Origin of the sequence: Anaerotruncus sp. 80 (assembly GCF_009936115.1) — a bacterium.
Lineage (GTDB): Bacteria > Bacillota > Clostridia > Peptostreptococcales > Anaerovoracaceae > Senimuribacter > Senimuribacter intestinalis.
The window spans coordinates 1-18,176 of sequence record NZ_QWES01000045.1; the positions used below are offsets into that span (position 1 = coordinate 1).

General features: G+C 44.5%; 12 protein-coding genes. 9 read left to right on the forward strand and 3 right to left on the reverse strand.

Annotated features, from left to right (window positions below):
• Positions 1-244 precede the first annotated feature (244 nt).
• Genes D1155_RS15015 through D1155_RS15025 form a run of 3 tightly spaced genes read left to right on the forward strand, consistent with a single transcriptional unit; the run spans position 245 to position 5,649 of the window.
• The gene (locus D1155_RS15015; RefSeq protein WP_160203225.1) at positions 245-2,005 is read left to right on the forward strand and encodes an ABC transporter ATP-binding protein; all 1,761 of its coding nucleotides are present in this window, start codon (positions 245-247) and stop codon (positions 2,003-2,005) included.
• Between the two features lie 34 nt (positions 2,006-2,039).
• On the forward strand, positions 2,040-3,827 hold the full coding sequence (locus D1155_RS15020) for an ABC transporter ATP-binding protein (protein WP_160203226.1): 1,788 nt from the start codon (positions 2,040-2,042) through the stop codon (positions 3,825-3,827).
• Positions 3,817-5,649 (forward strand): ABC transporter ATP-binding protein, encoded by a 1,833-nt coding sequence (locus tag D1155_RS15025; protein ID WP_160203227.1) that lies wholly within the window; start codon positions 3,817-3,819, stop codon positions 5,647-5,649. Before D1155_RS15020 ends, D1155_RS15025 begins: the two co-directional genes overlap by 11 nt.
• 480 nt (positions 5,650-6,129) lie before the next feature.
• On the opposite strand, the gene D1155_RS15030 is transcribed toward D1155_RS15025, so the two are convergent.
• From D1155_RS15030 to D1155_RS15040, 3 genes are all read right to left on the reverse strand, one after another.
• On the reverse strand, positions 6,130-7,071 hold the full coding sequence (locus tag D1155_RS15030; RefSeq protein ID WP_160203228.1) for an arginine deiminase family protein: 942 nt from the start codon (positions 7,069-7,071) through the stop codon (positions 6,130-6,132).
• Between the two features lie 241 nt (positions 7,072-7,312).
• Positions 7,313-8,707 (reverse strand): sigma 54-interacting transcriptional regulator, encoded by a 1,395-nt coding sequence (locus tag D1155_RS15035; protein WP_160203229.1) that lies wholly within the window; start codon positions 8,705-8,707, stop codon positions 7,313-7,315.
• 115 nt (positions 8,708-8,822) lie between these two features.
• Positions 8,823-10,352 carry a Na+/H+ antiporter NhaC family protein gene (locus D1155_RS15040; protein ID WP_160203230.1) on the reverse strand — a complete coding sequence of 510 codons (1,530 nt, stop codon included), beginning with the start codon at positions 10,350-10,352 and terminating at the stop codon, positions 8,823-8,825.
• A gap of 191 nt (positions 10,353-10,543) precedes the next feature.
• On the opposite strand from D1155_RS15040, the gene D1155_RS15045 reads away from it, so the two are divergent.
• The 6 genes from D1155_RS15045 (at position 10,544) to D1155_RS15065 (ending at position 17,842) form a co-directional block, all read left to right on the forward strand.
• Positions 10,544-11,251 (forward strand): sulfite exporter TauE/SafE family protein, encoded by a 708-nt coding sequence (locus D1155_RS15045; protein ID WP_160203231.1) that lies wholly within the window; start codon positions 10,544-10,546, stop codon positions 11,249-11,251.
• A gap of 206 nt (positions 11,252-11,457) precedes the next feature.
• The gene (locus tag D1155_RS15050) at positions 11,458-11,676 is read left to right on the forward strand and encodes a cold-shock protein (RefSeq protein WP_160203232.1); all 219 of its coding nucleotides are present in this window, start codon (positions 11,458-11,460) and stop codon (positions 11,674-11,676) included.
• A 221-nt stretch (positions 11,677-11,897) separates the two neighbouring features.
• Positions 11,898-12,032, forward strand: coding sequence for a hypothetical protein (locus tag D1155_RS16055; RefSeq protein WP_279261939.1), 135 nt, complete (start codon positions 11,898-11,900; stop codon positions 12,030-12,032).
• Positions 12,033-12,199: 167 nt separating this feature from the next.
• Positions 12,200-14,554, forward strand: a complete 2,355-nt coding sequence (feoB, locus tag D1155_RS15055) for a ferrous iron transport protein B (protein ID WP_160203233.1) — start codon at positions 12,200-12,202, stop codon at positions 14,552-14,554.
• 21 nt (positions 14,555-14,575) lie between these two features.
• Positions 14,576-16,585 carry a S9 family peptidase gene (locus tag D1155_RS15060; RefSeq protein ID WP_160203234.1) on the forward strand — a complete coding sequence of 670 codons (2,010 nt, stop codon included), beginning with the start codon at positions 14,576-14,578 and terminating at the stop codon, positions 16,583-16,585.
• 189 nt (positions 16,586-16,774) lie between these two features.
• Positions 16,775-17,842 carry a hypothetical protein gene (locus tag D1155_RS15065; RefSeq protein WP_160203235.1) on the forward strand — a complete coding sequence of 356 codons (1,068 nt, stop codon included), beginning with the start codon at positions 16,775-16,777 and terminating at the stop codon, positions 17,840-17,842.
• Positions 17,843-18,176: the final 334 nt, after the last annotated feature.

The window sequence follows — 18,176 nt, forward strand, 5'->3', positions numbered from 1 at the left end:
TGTCAGAGTAAATTCTATGTAAGTCTTTGCCATTTGAAATTCCAGTGATACGCAGAATTTATTTTGGCAAATAATAATTTTTAAAAAAATATGTGACCAAACCTCCAAATTCACGTAATAGTAGTAAACGAGAATTTTGAGGTTTATTTTTTGAAAAAGATAATAGTGGAAGTATTGGTTTTCGCTATGTTCCTCTTATCATGAATGGAAGTTCGATGGATAGAATTTAGCAAGGAGGACGGAAATGTTTAAGAGCTTTCGGTTTCTGTTGAAACTAATTTGGAAATATAATAAAAAATATGTCTTTTATGCTGCATCATTTCAGTTGGTAACGGCATTGGTGCCATTGATCAGTGTCATCATGCCCAAATATATTATTGATGAATTGACAGGCCAGCAGCGACTGGACTGCTTATTTTTATATGTGGGCATTCTCGTATTGACTAATTTTGTAGGAATGGCGCTACTTTCATTTTTGCGTGGCGCTATGTTTACATCTAAGAGCAAAGTACTTAATTCTTTTCAGTGTATGATGGCAGAAAAACTAGTCACTTGCGATTTTGAATCTCTAGAAAATCCGGAATTCTTGGACATCAAAGAAAAAGCCCATAAAATTTTATATGCAGATGGAGATGGATTTGGTATGGTCTTAGATTACGCATTTAACATCGTGGGTAAAGTTTTTGTCTTTGCCGGACTGATTGCTGTACTTAGCACGTTGAATGCCGGAATTGTATTTATTTTTGTCCTGCTAGTTCTGTTAAATAGTTTGGTGGAATCTCGCGTACAAAAGAAATATGTTTCATGGGATATGGAGAAAGCGCCGATAGAGCGCAGAACGATGTATCTTTTAAATGCCATTGAAAATTTTGAGTATGGGAAAGAAGAAAGAATTTATAATCTAAAGGATTTTCTGATCAGCAAAATCTCGAAATGCCTGGGAGAATCCGAAAAGTTTTATAAAAGACAGGTGCGGGTGATGAATAAATCTCAATATTTTACTGCCTTTACCTCTTTGATTCGAGATGGGATTACTTACGGATATCTGATTGCTAAGGTGTTAAATCAACACATTCAAATAGGTTCATTTACGATGTATTTAGGTGCGGTATCACAGTTTTCAGCAGCAATGAACGATGTTATGTCTAGTATTATTGGCATTAGACGGTTTGGAATATACTATGAAGAATTGGATAGATATGTAAATATGCCTCAGAAAATGAGAACTGGAAAGGAATCTCTTGATGATAGTGCATCAGAATACACGATTCAGTTTGAAAACGTGTCTTTTAAATATCCCGGAGCAAGCACATATGCGCTTAAAAATGTAAACATCACCATTTCTCCAGCTGAAAAGCTTTCCGTTGTCGGTGAAAATGGAGCGGGAAAAACAACTTTCGTAAAGCTATTAACCAGGCTATATGAGCCGACAGAAGGAAGGATTTTTCTGAATGGAATTGATGTAAAAGAGATTGACTATGATGCATATCAAGGTCTAATGGCAGCGGTTTTTCAGGATTTCAGATTGTTTTCATTCACCTTGAAGGAAAATATCTGCTTCAATCAGGAGTGTGATGATGCAGAAATTGTTGATTGTCTGCGGCGCAGCGGTTTCGGCGATAAGCTGGAGAAACTTCCTAAAGGGATTTACACCAATGTTTACAAGAACTTTGAAGAAGATGGATTCGAGCCTTCGGGCGGTGAAGGACAGAAAATCGCTTTAGCGAGAGCTTTATTTAAGAATACGCCTGTCGTGATTCTGGATGAACCAACGGCTGCACTAGACCCGAGAGCAGAATACGAAATGTATCAGAGTTTCAACGAGATGAGTAAGGATAAGACGACAATTTTTATCTCTCATCGCTTATCCAGCAGCAAATTCTGTGATAAAATCGCTGTTTTTGTGGGCGGGGAAATTGTAGAATACGGATCCCACGACGAATTATATGCGGCGCATAAGTTGTATCGAGAATTATTCGATATGCAGGCGCAGTTTTATCAATAACGAAAATAACCTTATGACAAAAGAGGAACAGAGTATGAAGAGTACTTCTAAACGAAAGCTATATCAGTGGATTATAAATTTGGTGTTTTCTATCGACAGGGGAACTGTTGCATTCTGGCTTACCCTAAATGGGCTGCTTTGTGTTCTGCCAGCTATAGCACTGCTTCTGAATAAAAAGATATTGGCTGTCATTGCCGCCTTTTTAGATACGGGTACGGGCGTTTTTTCTGATGTGTTGCCGTATATTATTTTCTATGGGGCGGTGCTGACTATAAGCGGTTTATCTGCCAGAATCAACAGCGGTTTTCTGTATTTTCGCATGTATGACTCATATTATCTGGGTCTGCAGGAACTTTTGATGGATTTTTTTCAGAAAATGCCCATGGACATGCTGCTTCAGAAGGAAATCAATGATGAGTATAATGCGGTGATTCGGCGTGCAGGTGCACTGACAGATGTAACCAGTGCGGCCTGCGAGCTTTTAGGAAAGGGCTGCGGTATACTGGCGCTGCTGGTGACTGCTGCCAGCGTATCTCCGTTTGTTGCGCTGTTCATATTGTGCTATTTGGCGGTTTTATTATATTTGAATCATTGTATGACAAAGAAGCTGGAGGAGTTTGAGAGAAGTTACGCACCTGCAGAGCGGCGTCTTCGGGAGATTAAGCTGATTCCTATGCAGCCTAATGTGGCGAAGGAAATCAGAGTATACGAAAGCCAGAAGCGAATGCTGGATCAGTTCGATAAATACTACGATGAGGTGGAGCAGGCGGAACTTATTTATAACAGGAGCATTGGAAAAGCGGAAATCCTGAGCAATGTGTTTCTGTATCTGTTCATGGGAGGTATTCTACTATTTTGTCTGTGGGGTATTTTCAAGGGAAACATTACTGTGGAAGAATTTATCATGCTGTTTACGCTTTGCGGAAGCCTTGGGGGATATGTAGCTGTAATTTCAAAGGGGTCCATCAATATGCACAGAGGAATTTTTGCTTTGAAACGGCAGAAAGCATTTATGGATATGGTGGAAGAAGAGGTTGCGCGCAGCAAGAAGGATGCAATCCCTGCAGAAGAGTCTACAGAACCGGAGATTGCAATTGCTGCAGAAAATCTGTGCTTTGCATATAAAAATGACAGACAGGTGCTTCATGATATCAACCTGAAAATTCCTAAAGGGGAAATTGTAGCTCTTGTTGGAGAAAACGGCAGCGGAAAGTCCACACTAGTACAGGTGTTGATGGGAATTTATCCTCCGACCAGAGGACGGGTTTTTCATACGGGTACCATTGGCACCTTTTTTCAGGATTTCTATATTTTACATAAAACGGTGAGGGAAAATGTCGGCATGGGGAATATCGCGCATATAGAAAATCGGGAAATGGTGCGAGAAGCCATTGTAAAAGGTGGTGCGGAGAAGATGGTGGAAAGGCTGCCGCAGCAGATGGATACCCTTCTTCGTAAAGAAGTCTATCCTGACGGGGTGGAATTATCCGGTGGAGAGCGACAGAAAGTCGGGATTGCAAGAGCCTGTATGGGGACACATGATATTTTGATTTTAGATGAGCCGGCCTCAGCGCTTGACCCTATTGCAGAGTTGAAGCAGTTTCAGCAGATTAAAGAAAATCTGGAAGGCAATACGGCAATTCTAATCAGTCATCGAATTGGATTTGCCCAGCTGGCGGACCGGATTCTTGTGTTAGACAAAGGCAGAATTGTAGAAGACGGAACTCACGAGATGCTGATGAAACAAAAGGGGTTATATGCTGTGATGTATCAGCAGCAGGCGGCATGGTATCATAAGGAGAGTAACCGAGATGGAGAATAAGAAAGACAGACTTTCATTAAGCGATAATATCTGTGTCGTAAAAAAGGCATTGCAGCTCAGTATCCGAGTGAAGGGCTGGGATTCAATTTTAGTCAATGTGCTTGGGTGGTTTGCAGCCTTTCTTCCGGTTATAAGCGCAAGGTATTTAGAACAGCTGACAAACCAGCTGTATCAGGCGGTTAGCGGAAATTCACCCGGATATCTTGAAAGCGAAATTATGTTTCTTTTTACAATGCTGATTGTGCTTTTCGTTGTGCAGGCTTTGTTTGATTGTCTGAGCGAGCACATGCTGCGCATAGATACGACCAGAACGGAACGATTTGTGGCACACACAATCATGGAATGCAAATGTAATGTGAAATTTCGCTATATCGAAAATAATGACGGCTTCCGGCAAAAGCTGTCCTTTGTTGAGGAATACGCAGGCGAGTACACGGCAAGGAGCATGCAGGATTTAATTCTTAACGTGCAGAGAGTGATTGCAATTGCAAGCGTATCTTTGGAACTTTTTCGCGTCAGCGGCGTGATTGTAGCGGCGGTATTTTTGACCTGTATTCCTGCGGCGGTACTGTCCTATCTGCAAAGCGATGCGACCTATCATTTTAGAACAAAATGGATGCTGGAAGGCGATAGCGCTATTATGCAGTACTTGACCTGTGTGCGTGCGGAAGCGATGAAGGATATCAGGCATTTTAAGGCGTATCCTTACCTGAAAGCGGAATGGAAAAAGACTGCAGAGGAATACATCGAAAAAAAGGAAAGTTTGACGAGGAAGCATGTGAAGTATAACATGGCGGCAGACATTCTCCGCAATGCAGTCTATATTGTGATTTTAATTCTGGTGGGAAAGCAGATATATCTGCATCCGGAGGATGGCATCGGCGTTTTTGTGCTGGTGTTGACCTTATCGGGGCGTTTGCAAAGCCTACTTGGCAGCCTGCTTGTATCTTTAATGGAGTTTGGACAGAATATTTCTTATATGAAAGATTTTTTTGATTTGCAGGAGCTTGGTGCGGAGGATAAGAACAGCGCCGATCGTGGTTTTGAAGAGGTTTCCATTACATTTGATAAAGTGACTTTTTCTTATCCGGGGTCAAACAGAAAGGTGATTGACGACCTGTCTGTAAAGATTAAGGCGGGAGAGACAGTAGCAATTGTCGGTGAAAATGGAAGCGGCAAGAGCACTTTTATCAATTTGGTGATGGGGTTCTATACGCCGCAGCAGGGAGAAATTGCGGTAAATGGTACGCCGTTAGATGAATCACAAATTAGCAAAATACGAAAATCTACTGCCGCTGTATTTCAGGATTTTTGCCACTACGAAGGAACCCTTCGGGAAAATATTGAAGCTTCAGAAATGAATACGAAGATAGATGAGGAATCATTAGAGCGACTTCTTCAGGAAGCGAATATCAAGGAACTGGTTGACAGACAGCCTGGTGGGCTTGATGAAGAGATTGGTCAGTTCAGCAAGACTGGAAATAACCTGTCTGGTGGGCAGTGGCAGCGAGTCGCTCTGGCAAGAGCTTTGTATAGAAGAGATACAAAGCTTATGATTCTAGATGAGCCGACTGCAGCACTGGATCCGCTGGCAGAGGCGGAGCTATATAGGAATTTTGCAAAGATGACTGCAGGAAAGACGACCTTGCTAATTTCCCATCGCCTTGGAATTACTCATATGGTGGATCGGATTCTGGTTTTCTGCGAAGGAAAGCTGGTGGAAGATGGAACCCACGACAGCCTGATGGAAAAAGACGGATATTATGCAGAAATGTACCATGCGCAGGCACAGTGGTATCAAAAGGATGAAGCAGATGAGTAAGGTTAGAGCGAAGATGCAGACATATTCCTTGTTACTTAAGTCGTCACCTCATAGTAAATGCGCGGAAAATTTGGAAAAGAAGAAAACCTTAACCTATATTGCGATTTTTGAAAAAAAGTGTATAAAAAGCTGATCTTAAGATTTCACATATCTTGCGTCTTATGCAAGAAGGCAAATAGTTCTGCAAAAATCTTACGCAAAATGCAACATATCAGCAAAATAGCAACGGTAAAGGGTTGCAAGGGCAACCCTTTAGTATATTTTTTCGATTGCGTTTATACATTTTTTTAGTATTTTTCAATTCTCGGTTAAGAATCGCTCATCTTCTTATACACTTTTTTTGAAAATATCCGTTTTAGGTTAAAGTATTATGTTGATAGACCAGTTTTCAGATGAAAACCATTAAAATAAAGAAAAAGCAAGCGCTTTGTCTGGCGCTTTGGGGGAAACGCCGGCATGGGGCTTGCTTTTTAGCGATGGTTATCCTCTCTTTAAGAATGCGGTGATGCAGTGGAGAGCGCCGCGTCCTTTAATGATTTCGGAAACGTTTACTGTGATAACTTTGATGCCGTTGGCTTCAAGCAGCTCTTGTGCACGAGGGCTGCCCTCCGGCATAACGATAAGACCCGGCTCCAGGGCTACGAAATTGCAGCAGAAGTTTTCGCGGACTTCCGTTCTTGATGGAACTTCCAGAATCTTGTAACCTTTCTTTTTCAGCATGTCTACGATATCGTAAGGCACTTGTGCTGCATGGAGCATGATCACATCGTTGCTGGCAGGATTCATCAGACCATCAATGTGAATATTGCTGTAAGGCTGCTGCATATGCCAAACAGTAACGCCCATGCGTTCCAGCTCATGCTTCACCTGCTCATAGCCGCTTTGGTTACAGCGGCTTCCAGTAGAAACGACACAATTGTGGCGGTCAACCCACATGGCATTCGCGCCTTCAAACATACCGTCGCCGCTGACAGTCTTGATAATAGGTACGCCGATGTCGGATAATGCTTTTGCGATGTAACGCTCTTCACCGCGGCGGGCTGCCATACCCGGTCTTGTTAAAATTGCACCCTCCGGCGTCATAAAAACCAGGTCGCGGCAGAAAATTGCATTAGGACGATCTTCGCGTTGTTCTTCTACATAGTAGACTTTTACGCCGTGGTCGCGGTAGATATCTGCGAGTGCGTCATGCTGTGCACGCATTAATTCTACATCGATGGGTTCATCAGAAAAGCGAACCTCAGCAGCATTAAAGTTTTCTATTTCTTTACCCGGACGACGCATCAAAACTGCGCGCAGGGTATCTACTTCAGATGCTACACCAAAGTCTCCCCAGTACAGCGGCAGGTCTTCTTCAAATCCTGTTTCTTTTGGAAACCAGCGTTCGCCGGGAATCGCATCAATATCTATAAATTTGCTCATAGTTTTCCTCCTTTTATTTGTCTTCACTGCTTTATAATAAAAGCAATATTCATGCCAATATAGGCACAATGCAGTTTGTTTGCTGAAGGTATCTGAGGTTTGGTGATAAATGCGAAAAAAAGAAAAATTTTTTTTTGGCAGTGTATATATCGTCAAAAGATTCTATAATTATAGGAATTTTCATTGCAAAAACGTCAAAAAATCCTGACGATTGGGTCAAAATTTTTTGACGTTTGTTTTGTTACTCTTTAAATTGAATATCGTATTTTAGCATCTTGTAGCTGAGTCCCTGTTTGGTGATACGGAGGGTTCTGGCAGCTTCTGAAAGGGATTTTGCCCCCGCAAGAGTATGCGTAATAATTTCTTTTTCAAAGGCGGCGGTCATCTCAGCAAGGGATTTCCCCTCAGGAAGTTTTGCGCCGTAAAAGGCTTGCAAAGGCGTCTTGGTATCGCTGCGCGTCAGATATCCCGGTAAATCCTGCATCTGAATAATGCGGGAAGAAATCAGATTATAAGCGCCCTCGATGATATTTTTCATTTCCCGCACATTGCCTGGCCACGTATAGTTTTGGAAAAGCTGTTCGACTTCTTCGGAAACGTCCATAACGTCTCTGTCCATTCTGGCATTGAAATAATCAAGGAAATAGCGTGTCAGCAGCTTTACATCGCCGGGACGGGCAGAAAGCGGCGGAATATCAAGACGCACCACGCTGAGTCTGTAGAAAAGGTCTTCTCGCAGTTTCTTGGCGCTGACACAGTTCTCTGGCGGCTCATTGACGGCGGAGACGACTTTGACGTCAATGGGAATCGGTTGCGTGCTGCCGATTCTGGTCACTTTCTTTTCTTCGATGACTTTCAAAAGCTTTGCCTGCATCCCTAGTTCCATAGAATTGATTTCGTCCAGAAATAGCGTACCGCCGTTGGCGACCTCAAAGAGCCCGGGACGATTTTCTGCACCAGTATAGCTGCCTTTCGTAGTGCCGAACAGGATACTTTCCAACAGGGTTTCCGGAATAGCGGCGCAGTTTTGAGAAACAAAGCGTTTGGAACTCCGTTTTCCGGCAGTATGAATGGACTGGGCGATCAGTTCTTTTCCCGTACCAGTCTGCCCGTAGATTAGGACGGAAGAATCGGTTTCGGCAATACGTTTAACTCGCTCTTTGATTTCTTTCATCTGCGGTGCACAAGTGATGATATCATCGACGGTATACAGCCGCATGGATTTTTCGTTCTTTTCCTGGGTTTGTTTTAGAGAAAGCGGAATGTCTTTGCGCTGCAGGTCGTCGTCAGCCCAGCGGGTCACCTCGGCAACGCCGATGACCTCATCGTTGTGTTTGATGGGAATGGTGGTATTAATACCGTTAAAAACCTGACCGGTCTTGATGGCTCGCATGGATTGATATTCGTTGTAAATCGGCTGCCCACTGCGCAGAACCCGGCAGATGCTGCTGGTTTCCTCTGTCAAATCGGGATAAAGCTCTAGAATGTGCATACCTCTGATATCTTCCTCACGCAGCCGGTTCAGATGAGGTCTGCGATTGACATAGTATTCGATGATTCCACTGCTGTTTGTGACGATAATGGCGTCTATATAGTTGAATACATTGAGAATTTGCTCTGCATAGCGTCTTAACATGATGAATCTCCCTTTCAATGTTTCTTACTTAAAATAGTAACCGATTGAATCTGCAATTGTCAACAAAAAGCCGCAGTATACAAATCACTGCGGCTTTTCGAAATCATATATTGAATTATGCGTTTTTTTCCGGTGTGCCAAATCGTTTCGTATCGACTCTGTGAAGTACGAAAATCAGCACAAACAGAATAACTGCAGAGATCAGAAGTACGCTCCAGCTGTTCATAAAACCGCTGATCAAGAAGCCGATCGCAGAAACAATTGCACATACGAACCCATACGGTGTCTGGGTTTCGAAGTGATCGATATGGTCGCAGGCTGCTCCCATGGACGCCATAATGGTGGTATCGGAAATTGGTGAAATGTGGTCACCAAAGAGACCGCCGCTGACAACGGCGCCGATTGTAAGCGGGAGCGGAACGCCCATTGCCAGTGCCATTGGGAAGGCAATCGGCATGAGAATTGCCATAGTTCCCCAGGAAGTACCGGTAGCCAGAGACATGACTGCACCGATGATAAATAGAAGAACCGGAAGCAGAGCCGGATTTAAGAATCCGCTGGTAACCTGCACCAGATAAGCAGCTGTACCGATGGCTTTGCAGCCGCTTCCAAGAGCCCATGCAAGCGTCAGAACCACCAGCATGTACATCATACCTTCCCAGCCTTTTTGCATGGTTCCCATACATTCTTTGAAGTTCATTACCTTTGTTCTGATGCAAAGGATAACAAGCAGTACTGTAGCCAGCAGGAAACCCCACATGATTGCTGTACGTGTAACGGTTCCGTCAATTGGCTCAAATGGGAAGCCGTGGCGGAACATTTCAACGAAGATGACTATCAGAAGCACTGCAATTGGCGCCAGCATTGTGCTCATCTTAGGTGTTACACCTTCCGGCAGCACAATTTGCTGTGTTTTTCTCATCGGCGTGGAGCCCTCTTTGAGAATTTTGCCTTCAAACTTAGCTCTGTTCTGTGCTTTCAGCATAGGGCCAAAGTCCAGTTGTGTGATTGCCATAAATCCGCACATGATCAGTGTCAATACTGTGTAGAAGTTAAATGGCGCAGATGAGAGGAACAGATCCCAGCCACTGCCTGAAATACCTGCAGCTTCTATTTCTACGTCAATCAATCCCATGATGTAGATACCGAAACCTACGATTGGCACCAGTGCGCAGATTGGAGAAGTGGTGCAGTCCAAAATGTATGCGAATTTTTCTCTGGAAACCTTGACTTTATCTCCGACCTTTTCGAAAATCGGTCCGATAATGAGGGAGTTTCCAAGGTCTGTAAACCAGATAAATAAGCCGCTGAGCCACATAGCAGTTTCGCATTTTGAACGGCTATTTAAACCTCTGGTTACGACGTTGGTAAATGCAAGTCCGCTGCCGGACTGTGTAATCAGTTCGGTAAATCCGCCTACTACGACTAACATGACCATGGACTGTGCATTGGTGGAATCTGCAACATTTGGGAATACCCAGTCCTGTAAGAGGGTGATACCAGCCTCATAAGGATTCCCGCCGCACGCCATAATGGCAGCTATGATAACAGCGATAACTAAAGAAATGATAACGTCTTTTGTATAGATTGCAAGCCCGATGGCCAGCAATGGTGGAATCAAAGATAAAATACCTAGTGAATCCATGGTAGCTCTCCTTTCTACTTTCAATACAGAAATAACGAGTTGATCAACTGCCATACTTATTATGCAACGAATGTGCCAAGTTTAAAGGCAGGACGGAGGGGGAGGTTGCCGACAAAAGGTTGGCACAAAATTTGCTTTTAATTTACAAAGAAGAATTGTAAAATAGATTCCGGAAGGGAGACAATGATGATATGGAACTGACGCTATTTTTACTGGTTATTTTTTCGACGAATTTGATTCAAGGTATTACTGGTTTTGCTGGAACGGTACTGGCGATGCCTTTTGTAATTTTGCTGTATGGAATAGATGTGGCAAAACCGTCTCTGACGATTCTTGCTCTTTTGGCAGGACTGCTGATCGCAGTGCGGGGTTATAAAGACATCGTCTGGAAAGAGTTTTTTAAGATTCTGATTCTGATGTTTATAGGACTTTTCGCAGGGGAAGTGATTTATCAGTATTTGCAGACAGAAGTGCTGCTGCAAATCTTTGCTGCTTTTGTCATTCTCATTGCGCTGTCCGGTCTTTTTCAGAAGAAAGAGTACAATTTGCCGGAGCCTGCGCTGAATGTGATTCTGCTTTTGGCGGGAGTTATTCACGGTATGTTCGTATCCGGAGGACCGCTTTTGATTATTTATGCAGTGAAAAAGCTGCCTGACAAGCAGAATTTCCGAACGACCTTATCGATGATTTGGGTAGCGCTGGATATCTATTTGATTATCAAGCAGACCGGCGCTGGTTTGATGACAGCTTTCACACTGACGACTACTGCCTGGAGTGTTCCGGCGCTTTTAATCGGCGTTTATATTGGCAATCGCTTAGCTAAGAAGATGAGTCAGCAGGTTTTCTTGCGGCTGACCTATGTGCTGCTGCTAATCTCCGGTGTTAGCCTTCTGGTATAGAAAAAATTTCTACGCAATTTTGCTAATACTCTAACAAAAAGCTTTCTTTTCACTGCATTTTGTGCTATGATGATGGTGTAATCAATAGAGAATTTGCACTGGCCCCATTTTGTGAGTTACTTTTTGATGATTCACAAGATGTGGGCCTTTCCTTTAAGAAGGAAGAATTCGATGGAGTACAAAAGACAGAAAGGGAGGTACTGAATATGTATGACGGTACAGTAAAATGGTTTAATGCAGACAAGGGTTTTGGCTTTATCCAGGACGACAATGGCGGGGCAGATGTGTTTGTGCATTTCTCATCAATTGAAGGAGAGGGTTACAGAAATCTGGTAGAAGGACAGAAGGTTAGCTACGATGTAGAGCCTGATCCGAGAGACAGCCAGAGAGTGAGGGCAGTGAACGTAAGAGTAAAAGAAGCATAATAAATTAGAATATAATAAACCGGAGCGGAAATATCTGCCCCGGTTTTTTTGTGCAGGGAATGGCGCTAGCGCCTTATTAAAAAGGATTTTTTGAAATTATGGCGTGGGCTTGTTGGAAAACGCCATGTTTTGAACTGTTTTAAGAAGAACTGGCGCACAGTGTTGATATTTGTGCGGGGTATGAGCATAAAAGAGGGATTTTTATTGCAGGAGGGGTGGTTTTGTTTGAAGAAGTCGCTGCTGTGTGCCATGTTGCAGTATTAAAGCTGTCAAATCTGGCACGCAGCGGAGTGCGCTCGCCATTTAAAGTAAAAAAGCTTACGAATGTGGCGGATTCTGAGTTGTGCCCGCCATAAATTACAAAGAAAGTATTTTAATGTGGCGTGCAAATGAAGTATGGCACACAGTGCGGTGCTCAGTGCCGAATCGTATTGATCATATGTACTTGTTAGTTGACTCTAACTTTTCCAGATGGTAAAATGATTCTATAACGATAGAAAAGAGTAGAAAGGAAGTCATATATATGACCTTAGACCAACTGAAAAAAGGTGAAAAAGCCAGGATTCTATCCGTGGGAGGAAGCGGCTCCCTGCGGCAGCATTTTCTCGACATGGGACTGATTCCGGGCAAGACCATTACATACATAAAAGCAGCGCCTATGGGCGATCCAATCGAGTATCGGATTTGGGGCTATGAGCTCACTTTAAGACTTTCCGATGCAAAGGAAATTCAGGTTGAACCGGCGGCCGATGGAGAAGAGGACGCAGGCAGTGCGCTGGTTGTTGACAAAGTTGAGCACCCGGGACTTGGGGAAATGGGAAAATACCATACTTCGCCTAAGGGCGCAGCGCTTTCAGAAAGCGAAATCCTGACCTTCGGACTTGCAGGAAATCAGAACTGCGGCAAGACGACTCTGTTCAATAGACTGACCGGCTCCAACCAGCACGTGGGAAATTTTCCCGGTGTGACCGTTGATCGAAAGGACGGGCAAATTGGCAAAATGAGCAACACGCTGGTAACAGATCTTCCGGGCATTTACTCCATGTCTCCCTATACCAGCGAAGAAATTGTAACCAGAGAATTTTTCTTAAACGATAAGCCAAAGGGAATTATCAACATTGTAGACGCGACTAATATTGAGCGGAATATGTATTTAACCCTGCAGCTGATTGAGCTGGACATTCCGATGGTTTTGGCGCTGAACATGATGGATGAAGTGCATGCTAACGGTGGGACCATCAAGATTAACGAGTTGGAAGCAGCGCTGGGTATTCCGGTGATTCCGATTTCTGCTTCAAGAAACGAAGGTATCGAGGAACTCATCGACCATGCGCTCCATGTGGCAAAATTTCAGGAATGCCCGGGCAGAATGGATTTCTGCGATGCTGAGGGTGAAGACGGAGGTGCGCTCCACCGATGTCTCCACTCTATCATGCACCTTATTGAAGACCATGCAAAGGCAAAGGGGATTCCTGTTCGCTTTGCAGCCGGCAAACTGGTTGAAGGTGACAGGCTGATTCTGGAAAAGCTGGAACTGGATCAGAATGAACAGGAACTTTTAGAGCATATTATTTTGCAGCTGGAGAAAGAAAGCGGCATAGACAGAAATGCGGCCCTTGCTAATATGCGATTTACATTTATTGACAAAGTCTGTAAGGCAACTGTAGTGAAGCCAAGAGAGAGCCGTGAACATATGCGCAGTCAGTCTATAGACAGACTGCTTACCGGAAAGTTCACAGCGATTCCCAGCTTTATCGGTATTATGGCTCTGATTTTTTGGCTGACCTTCGGCGTAATCGGCGCATGGCTTTCTGATTTGATGGAATCAGGAATCGGCTGGCTGACTGACTTGGCGGATCAGGCTTTAACGGCAGCTGATATTAACCCGGTCATTCATTCTCTGGTGATTGACGGCGCTTTTGCAGGCGTGGGAAGTGTGCTCAGTTTCTTGCCGACTATCGTAACGTTGTTTTTCTTCCTGTCCTTTTTGGAAGATAGCGGATATATGGCACGTGTCGCCTTTGTTATGGACAAAATTCTGCGAAAGCTGGGGCTTTCGGGCAGAAGCTTTGTACCGATGATTATCGGATTTGGCTGCACGGTGCCTGCCATCATGGCGACCCGGACTCTGCCTTCTGAGAGAGACCGCAAAATGACCATCATGCTGACGCCGTTTATGAGCTGCTCTGCAAAGCTGCCTATTTATGGACTTCTGACGGCAGCCTTTTTTCCGAAACACGGGGCGGTGGTTATGACATTGATGTACTTTACTGGCATTATCGTGGCAGTGCTCTATGCGCTGATTTTGGGAAATACCAAGTTTAAAGGCGAGCCAGTGCCTTTTGTGATGGAACTGCCCAACTATCGTTTTCCGGGACTGAAAAGCGTAGGAAGACTGATTTGGGACAAAGCGAAGGACTTCATAACAAGAGCTTTTACGGTGATTTTTGTGGCTACACTGATTATTTGGTTCCTGCAGACTTTTGACAGTCATCTCAATGTGGTCAGCAGTTCTCATGACAGCCTGCTTGCCATGGTCGGCGGCTTTATTGCGCCGATTTTTGCACCGCTGGGCTTTGGAGATTGGAGGGTTTCTACGGCGCTGATTACAGGATTTACGGCGAAGGAAAGTGTAGTCAGCACCATGACGGTGCTGCTTGGCAGTGGCGTGGATGGGCTTACGACTATGTTTACTCCGCTGACTGCTGTAGTATTTCTGGTATTTACGCTGCTTTATACGCCGTGTGTTGCAGCAATCGGAGCTGTGCGCAAGGAACTGGGCGGCAAATGGGCATTTGCTATTGTAGTGCTGCAGTGCATGGTGGCATGGATTGTCGCCTTTGCTGTCAATGTGGTTGGCGGTTTGTTAATTGGATAGGACGTGAAAGGAGAAACCTTGATGATGAAAAAGAAGATTGGCGCAGATTTTTTTGCGGAGTTTACGAATCTATGCGGATTTGAGAGAAAAGAAACGAAAATTTTGTATACTAAATCAAAGACGGTCGGAAACGGATACGGGACGGATTTGTGGCTTTTGGACACGGAGATGGAGAAGTCCCGCAAGGTGCTTGATGATGTGGAGTTTGATCTGTACCGCTGGGATGGAGAAGAAATTATCTTTACGGCGCTCCTTGCTGAAGAGGATATTGCCCTTGCGGACAAAGGTGTGCCGCTGACCTGCTTTTACCGTCTGAATCCTGCAACCGGCAGGCGTACCTTGCTTATGAAAGTTTACAAAAATATACTGGATTTTTATAAAATCGACGAGAATAGATATGTGCTGCTTTGCGATGATTCTCTTCACGAAGATGACTATATGAAAAAAGCTGCCGGTGATTTGCAGCGTTTTGCGGAGATAAAAGCAGAGGAATCGGACTACTTTATCGCAGAGGAAGTGCCGTTTTGGTACAACGGCGTGGGTTATTGCGATGGTGCAAGGGGCAGGATGTTTTTGTGGGAGAATGGCGAGCTGACGCAGATTTCACCGGACAGTCTTTCTGTAACGGGGATGAAAGGATGGCGCAGTCAATATGTGGTTTACTTCGGCATGGCTTCCGGCGGCGTGCAGAATACCACGGGCAGGCTGTATCGCTATGATATACAGAGCAAAGCAGTGACGGCGCTGGATGAGTCGGACACTTATGTGTACACGTATGTGGATACTCTATCCGATGATGAAATTTTCGTCTGCCGAAACGATCGAAAGCTTCACGGGGAGTATCAGGACGAATATATTGATTTGCTGAATTTGAGGGATGGAAGCTATCTGCGAAAAAATTCGCTGGGCGATTATCACATTTATGACAGCGTGGTCTGTGACGTTATTTACAAAAGCGGTTATCTGAACAAGCTGACCAGGGTCAGCGGCGGAACTTACTTTATCGCTTTGGATAAGGAGTCCTCCAGACTCTTCTACTGGGCGGACGAGGAGGAACTTCCTGTTGCGGTGATAAAGGAAAAGGGCAAGCTTTTGGACTACGAAATCGTAGGCGAGAAAATCTACACGATTGCCGTACGAGGTCTTGGAGGCACGGAACTTTATGTACAGGATCTTTCGGGCAAAGCCTGCGGCGGCGTGGAGCGTTGTCTGTCTTCTGAAAATACTCATTTGGAGGAGGCATACGAATATGCTTCTGTGGAGTATCTGCCTTATGTCAACGGCGAAGGTGTGGAGCTACAGGGCTGGTATTTGAAACCGGCAGGATTTGAGGAAGGAAAGAAGTATCCGACGGTGCTGTTTATTCACGGCGGTCCGCAGGTGGCTTATGGAGAAGTGTTTAACCTGGACATGCAGTATTTTGCAGCGCTGGGATACGGCGTAATTTATTGCAATCCTACTGGTTCTGAGGGACGTGGCGGTGACTTTGGCGATATTCGTATGCGCTACGGCACCATCGACTATGAGGATTTGGTGGGCTTTGCCCGTTATGCGGCAAAGAGCTTGCCTTGGGTGGATGAAACTCGTCTCGGTGTAACCGGCGGCTCTTACGGAGGGATTATGACCAACTGGATTATCGGTCATACTGATCTGTTTAAGGCGGCGATTTCCGACAGGAGTTCAGCCAACAATATCAGCGATTTTGGTATGTCGGATATCGGGGTATCCTTTGCGCTGGATACTTATGAGACGACGCCATGGGGGAATTTGGATTTTTTGTGGGATTCATCTCCTCTGAAATATGCGCCGAATATTAAGACGCCAACCCTTTGGATTCACGGCATGGACGACTACAGGTGCACTGTCGATAATGCGCTGCAAATGCACGCAGCTTTGACTTATTTCGGAGTTCCCTCAAAGGTAGTCGGCTTTAAGGGCGAGCATCACGGTATGAGCAGAACTGGAAAGCCGAAGCACAGAGTGCGCAGGCTGGAAGAGATGAGAGACTGGTTTGATAAATATTTAAAATAAAATGCTGGTGGCAGTAGCGCACCCGGGCAGATGAGCGGACATCTGCCCGGGTGCGTTTTTTGTGGGAATATTGAATTGAGCATTTCCAATTTTTGACTTTTTAGGCAAAACATGTTGTGTGGCTGTGAGAGTTGGGATATAATGGAATCACAGCAAAAAAATTACAAATCAAAATAAAGGAGGAAGGATATGACAGAAAATAAGTGGAAGTCAGCGGCAGAACCCAAGAGAACCTATCAGGACAGCATCTTTCGCATGCTGTTTTCAGATAAAGAAAACGCCATTGAACTTTTTAATGCACTGGAAGGAACCGACTACGGTCCCGATACTGAGATTCGTTTTATGACCCTGGATGATGTTATCTACCATGGAATTAAAAACGACCTGAGCTATGAAATTGCAGTTGCATATCTAGTGTTTGGAGAACAGCAGAGCACTATATCTGCGAATATTCCCCTGCGTATGCTTCGATATTTGGCTAATAATATCACAATATTGCTGGACAGCAGAGAACTATTTAAGCAAGGGCAGGTGAAAATTCCGACGCCGCAGTTTTTTGTTATCTACACGGGAAGCGAGCCATGGGACGTGGACGAACTGAGATTATCATCCAGCTTCATGGGAGAACCTAAAGAAAATTCCATAGAATTAGTAGTAAAGGTCATCAAAGTGGTGTACAATGAGGGAGAAGAGGAGGAAGCGAGAAGAAACCCTGTCCTGCAGCGAAGTGCAAAGCTGAGAGAATATGGAATTCTTGTCCGATATGTGAAAGAAGGTCTTGCAGAAGGAAAGGACAGAAAAGAAGCAGTAGATGCTGCCATAGAGCGCTGCCTCAAAGAAAACATCTTGGCGGATTTTTTGAGAAACCATAGTGCGGAGGTGGAAAAGATGGCATGGCGGAGTATAACCATGGAAGAATTCATAGAAATCAGAGCAGAGGAGGCGGCGGAGATAGCAGCAGCTAAAGCAGCAGCTGAGGCCGCAGAGAAAGCGACTAAAGAGACTACAGAGCGAGTGACAAAAGAGGTCACCAGGAGTGTCACCGAAGAGGTCACAAAAGAGGTCACAAAAGAGGTCACAAAAGAAGTCACGAAAGAAGTCACTGAAGAGGTCACGAAAGAAGCAATTCGAATCTTAATCGCAGATAATTTGGAAGAGGGCAAGAGCAAAGAGCAGATTATAGAGAAACTGAAGCGGTATTATGCCTTAACTGAAGAAGAATCTGCTGCATGCATCGACGAGATAGGAACTGCCTAGTAGAGCAAGGAGAGAAGAATCAGAGCGGGAAGACCTGTTTTCTGGTTCTTTTTTTGTTTGCTCGCCATGGTCGGGCTCTAATGGGTGAAAGGCCGGGATTTCTCAATCTTTCGGTCAACACCCTCTTTAAGCAGTTAATCTAATAGAAAAAGAATCAAGATATGCCCATAATTTGCCCCGCGCCAATTTTGGGCTTGATTTCTGTATACATGGCGCGGACCTATGAGAAAGTGCCATGTAGAAAAGCTTTTTTAGAAAAAATGGCGGCGGCAGAAAGAAATGCAGCCAGATAGTCGGAAAAACTTTAGCGTCCTATAGTAAAATATCAAAAAAG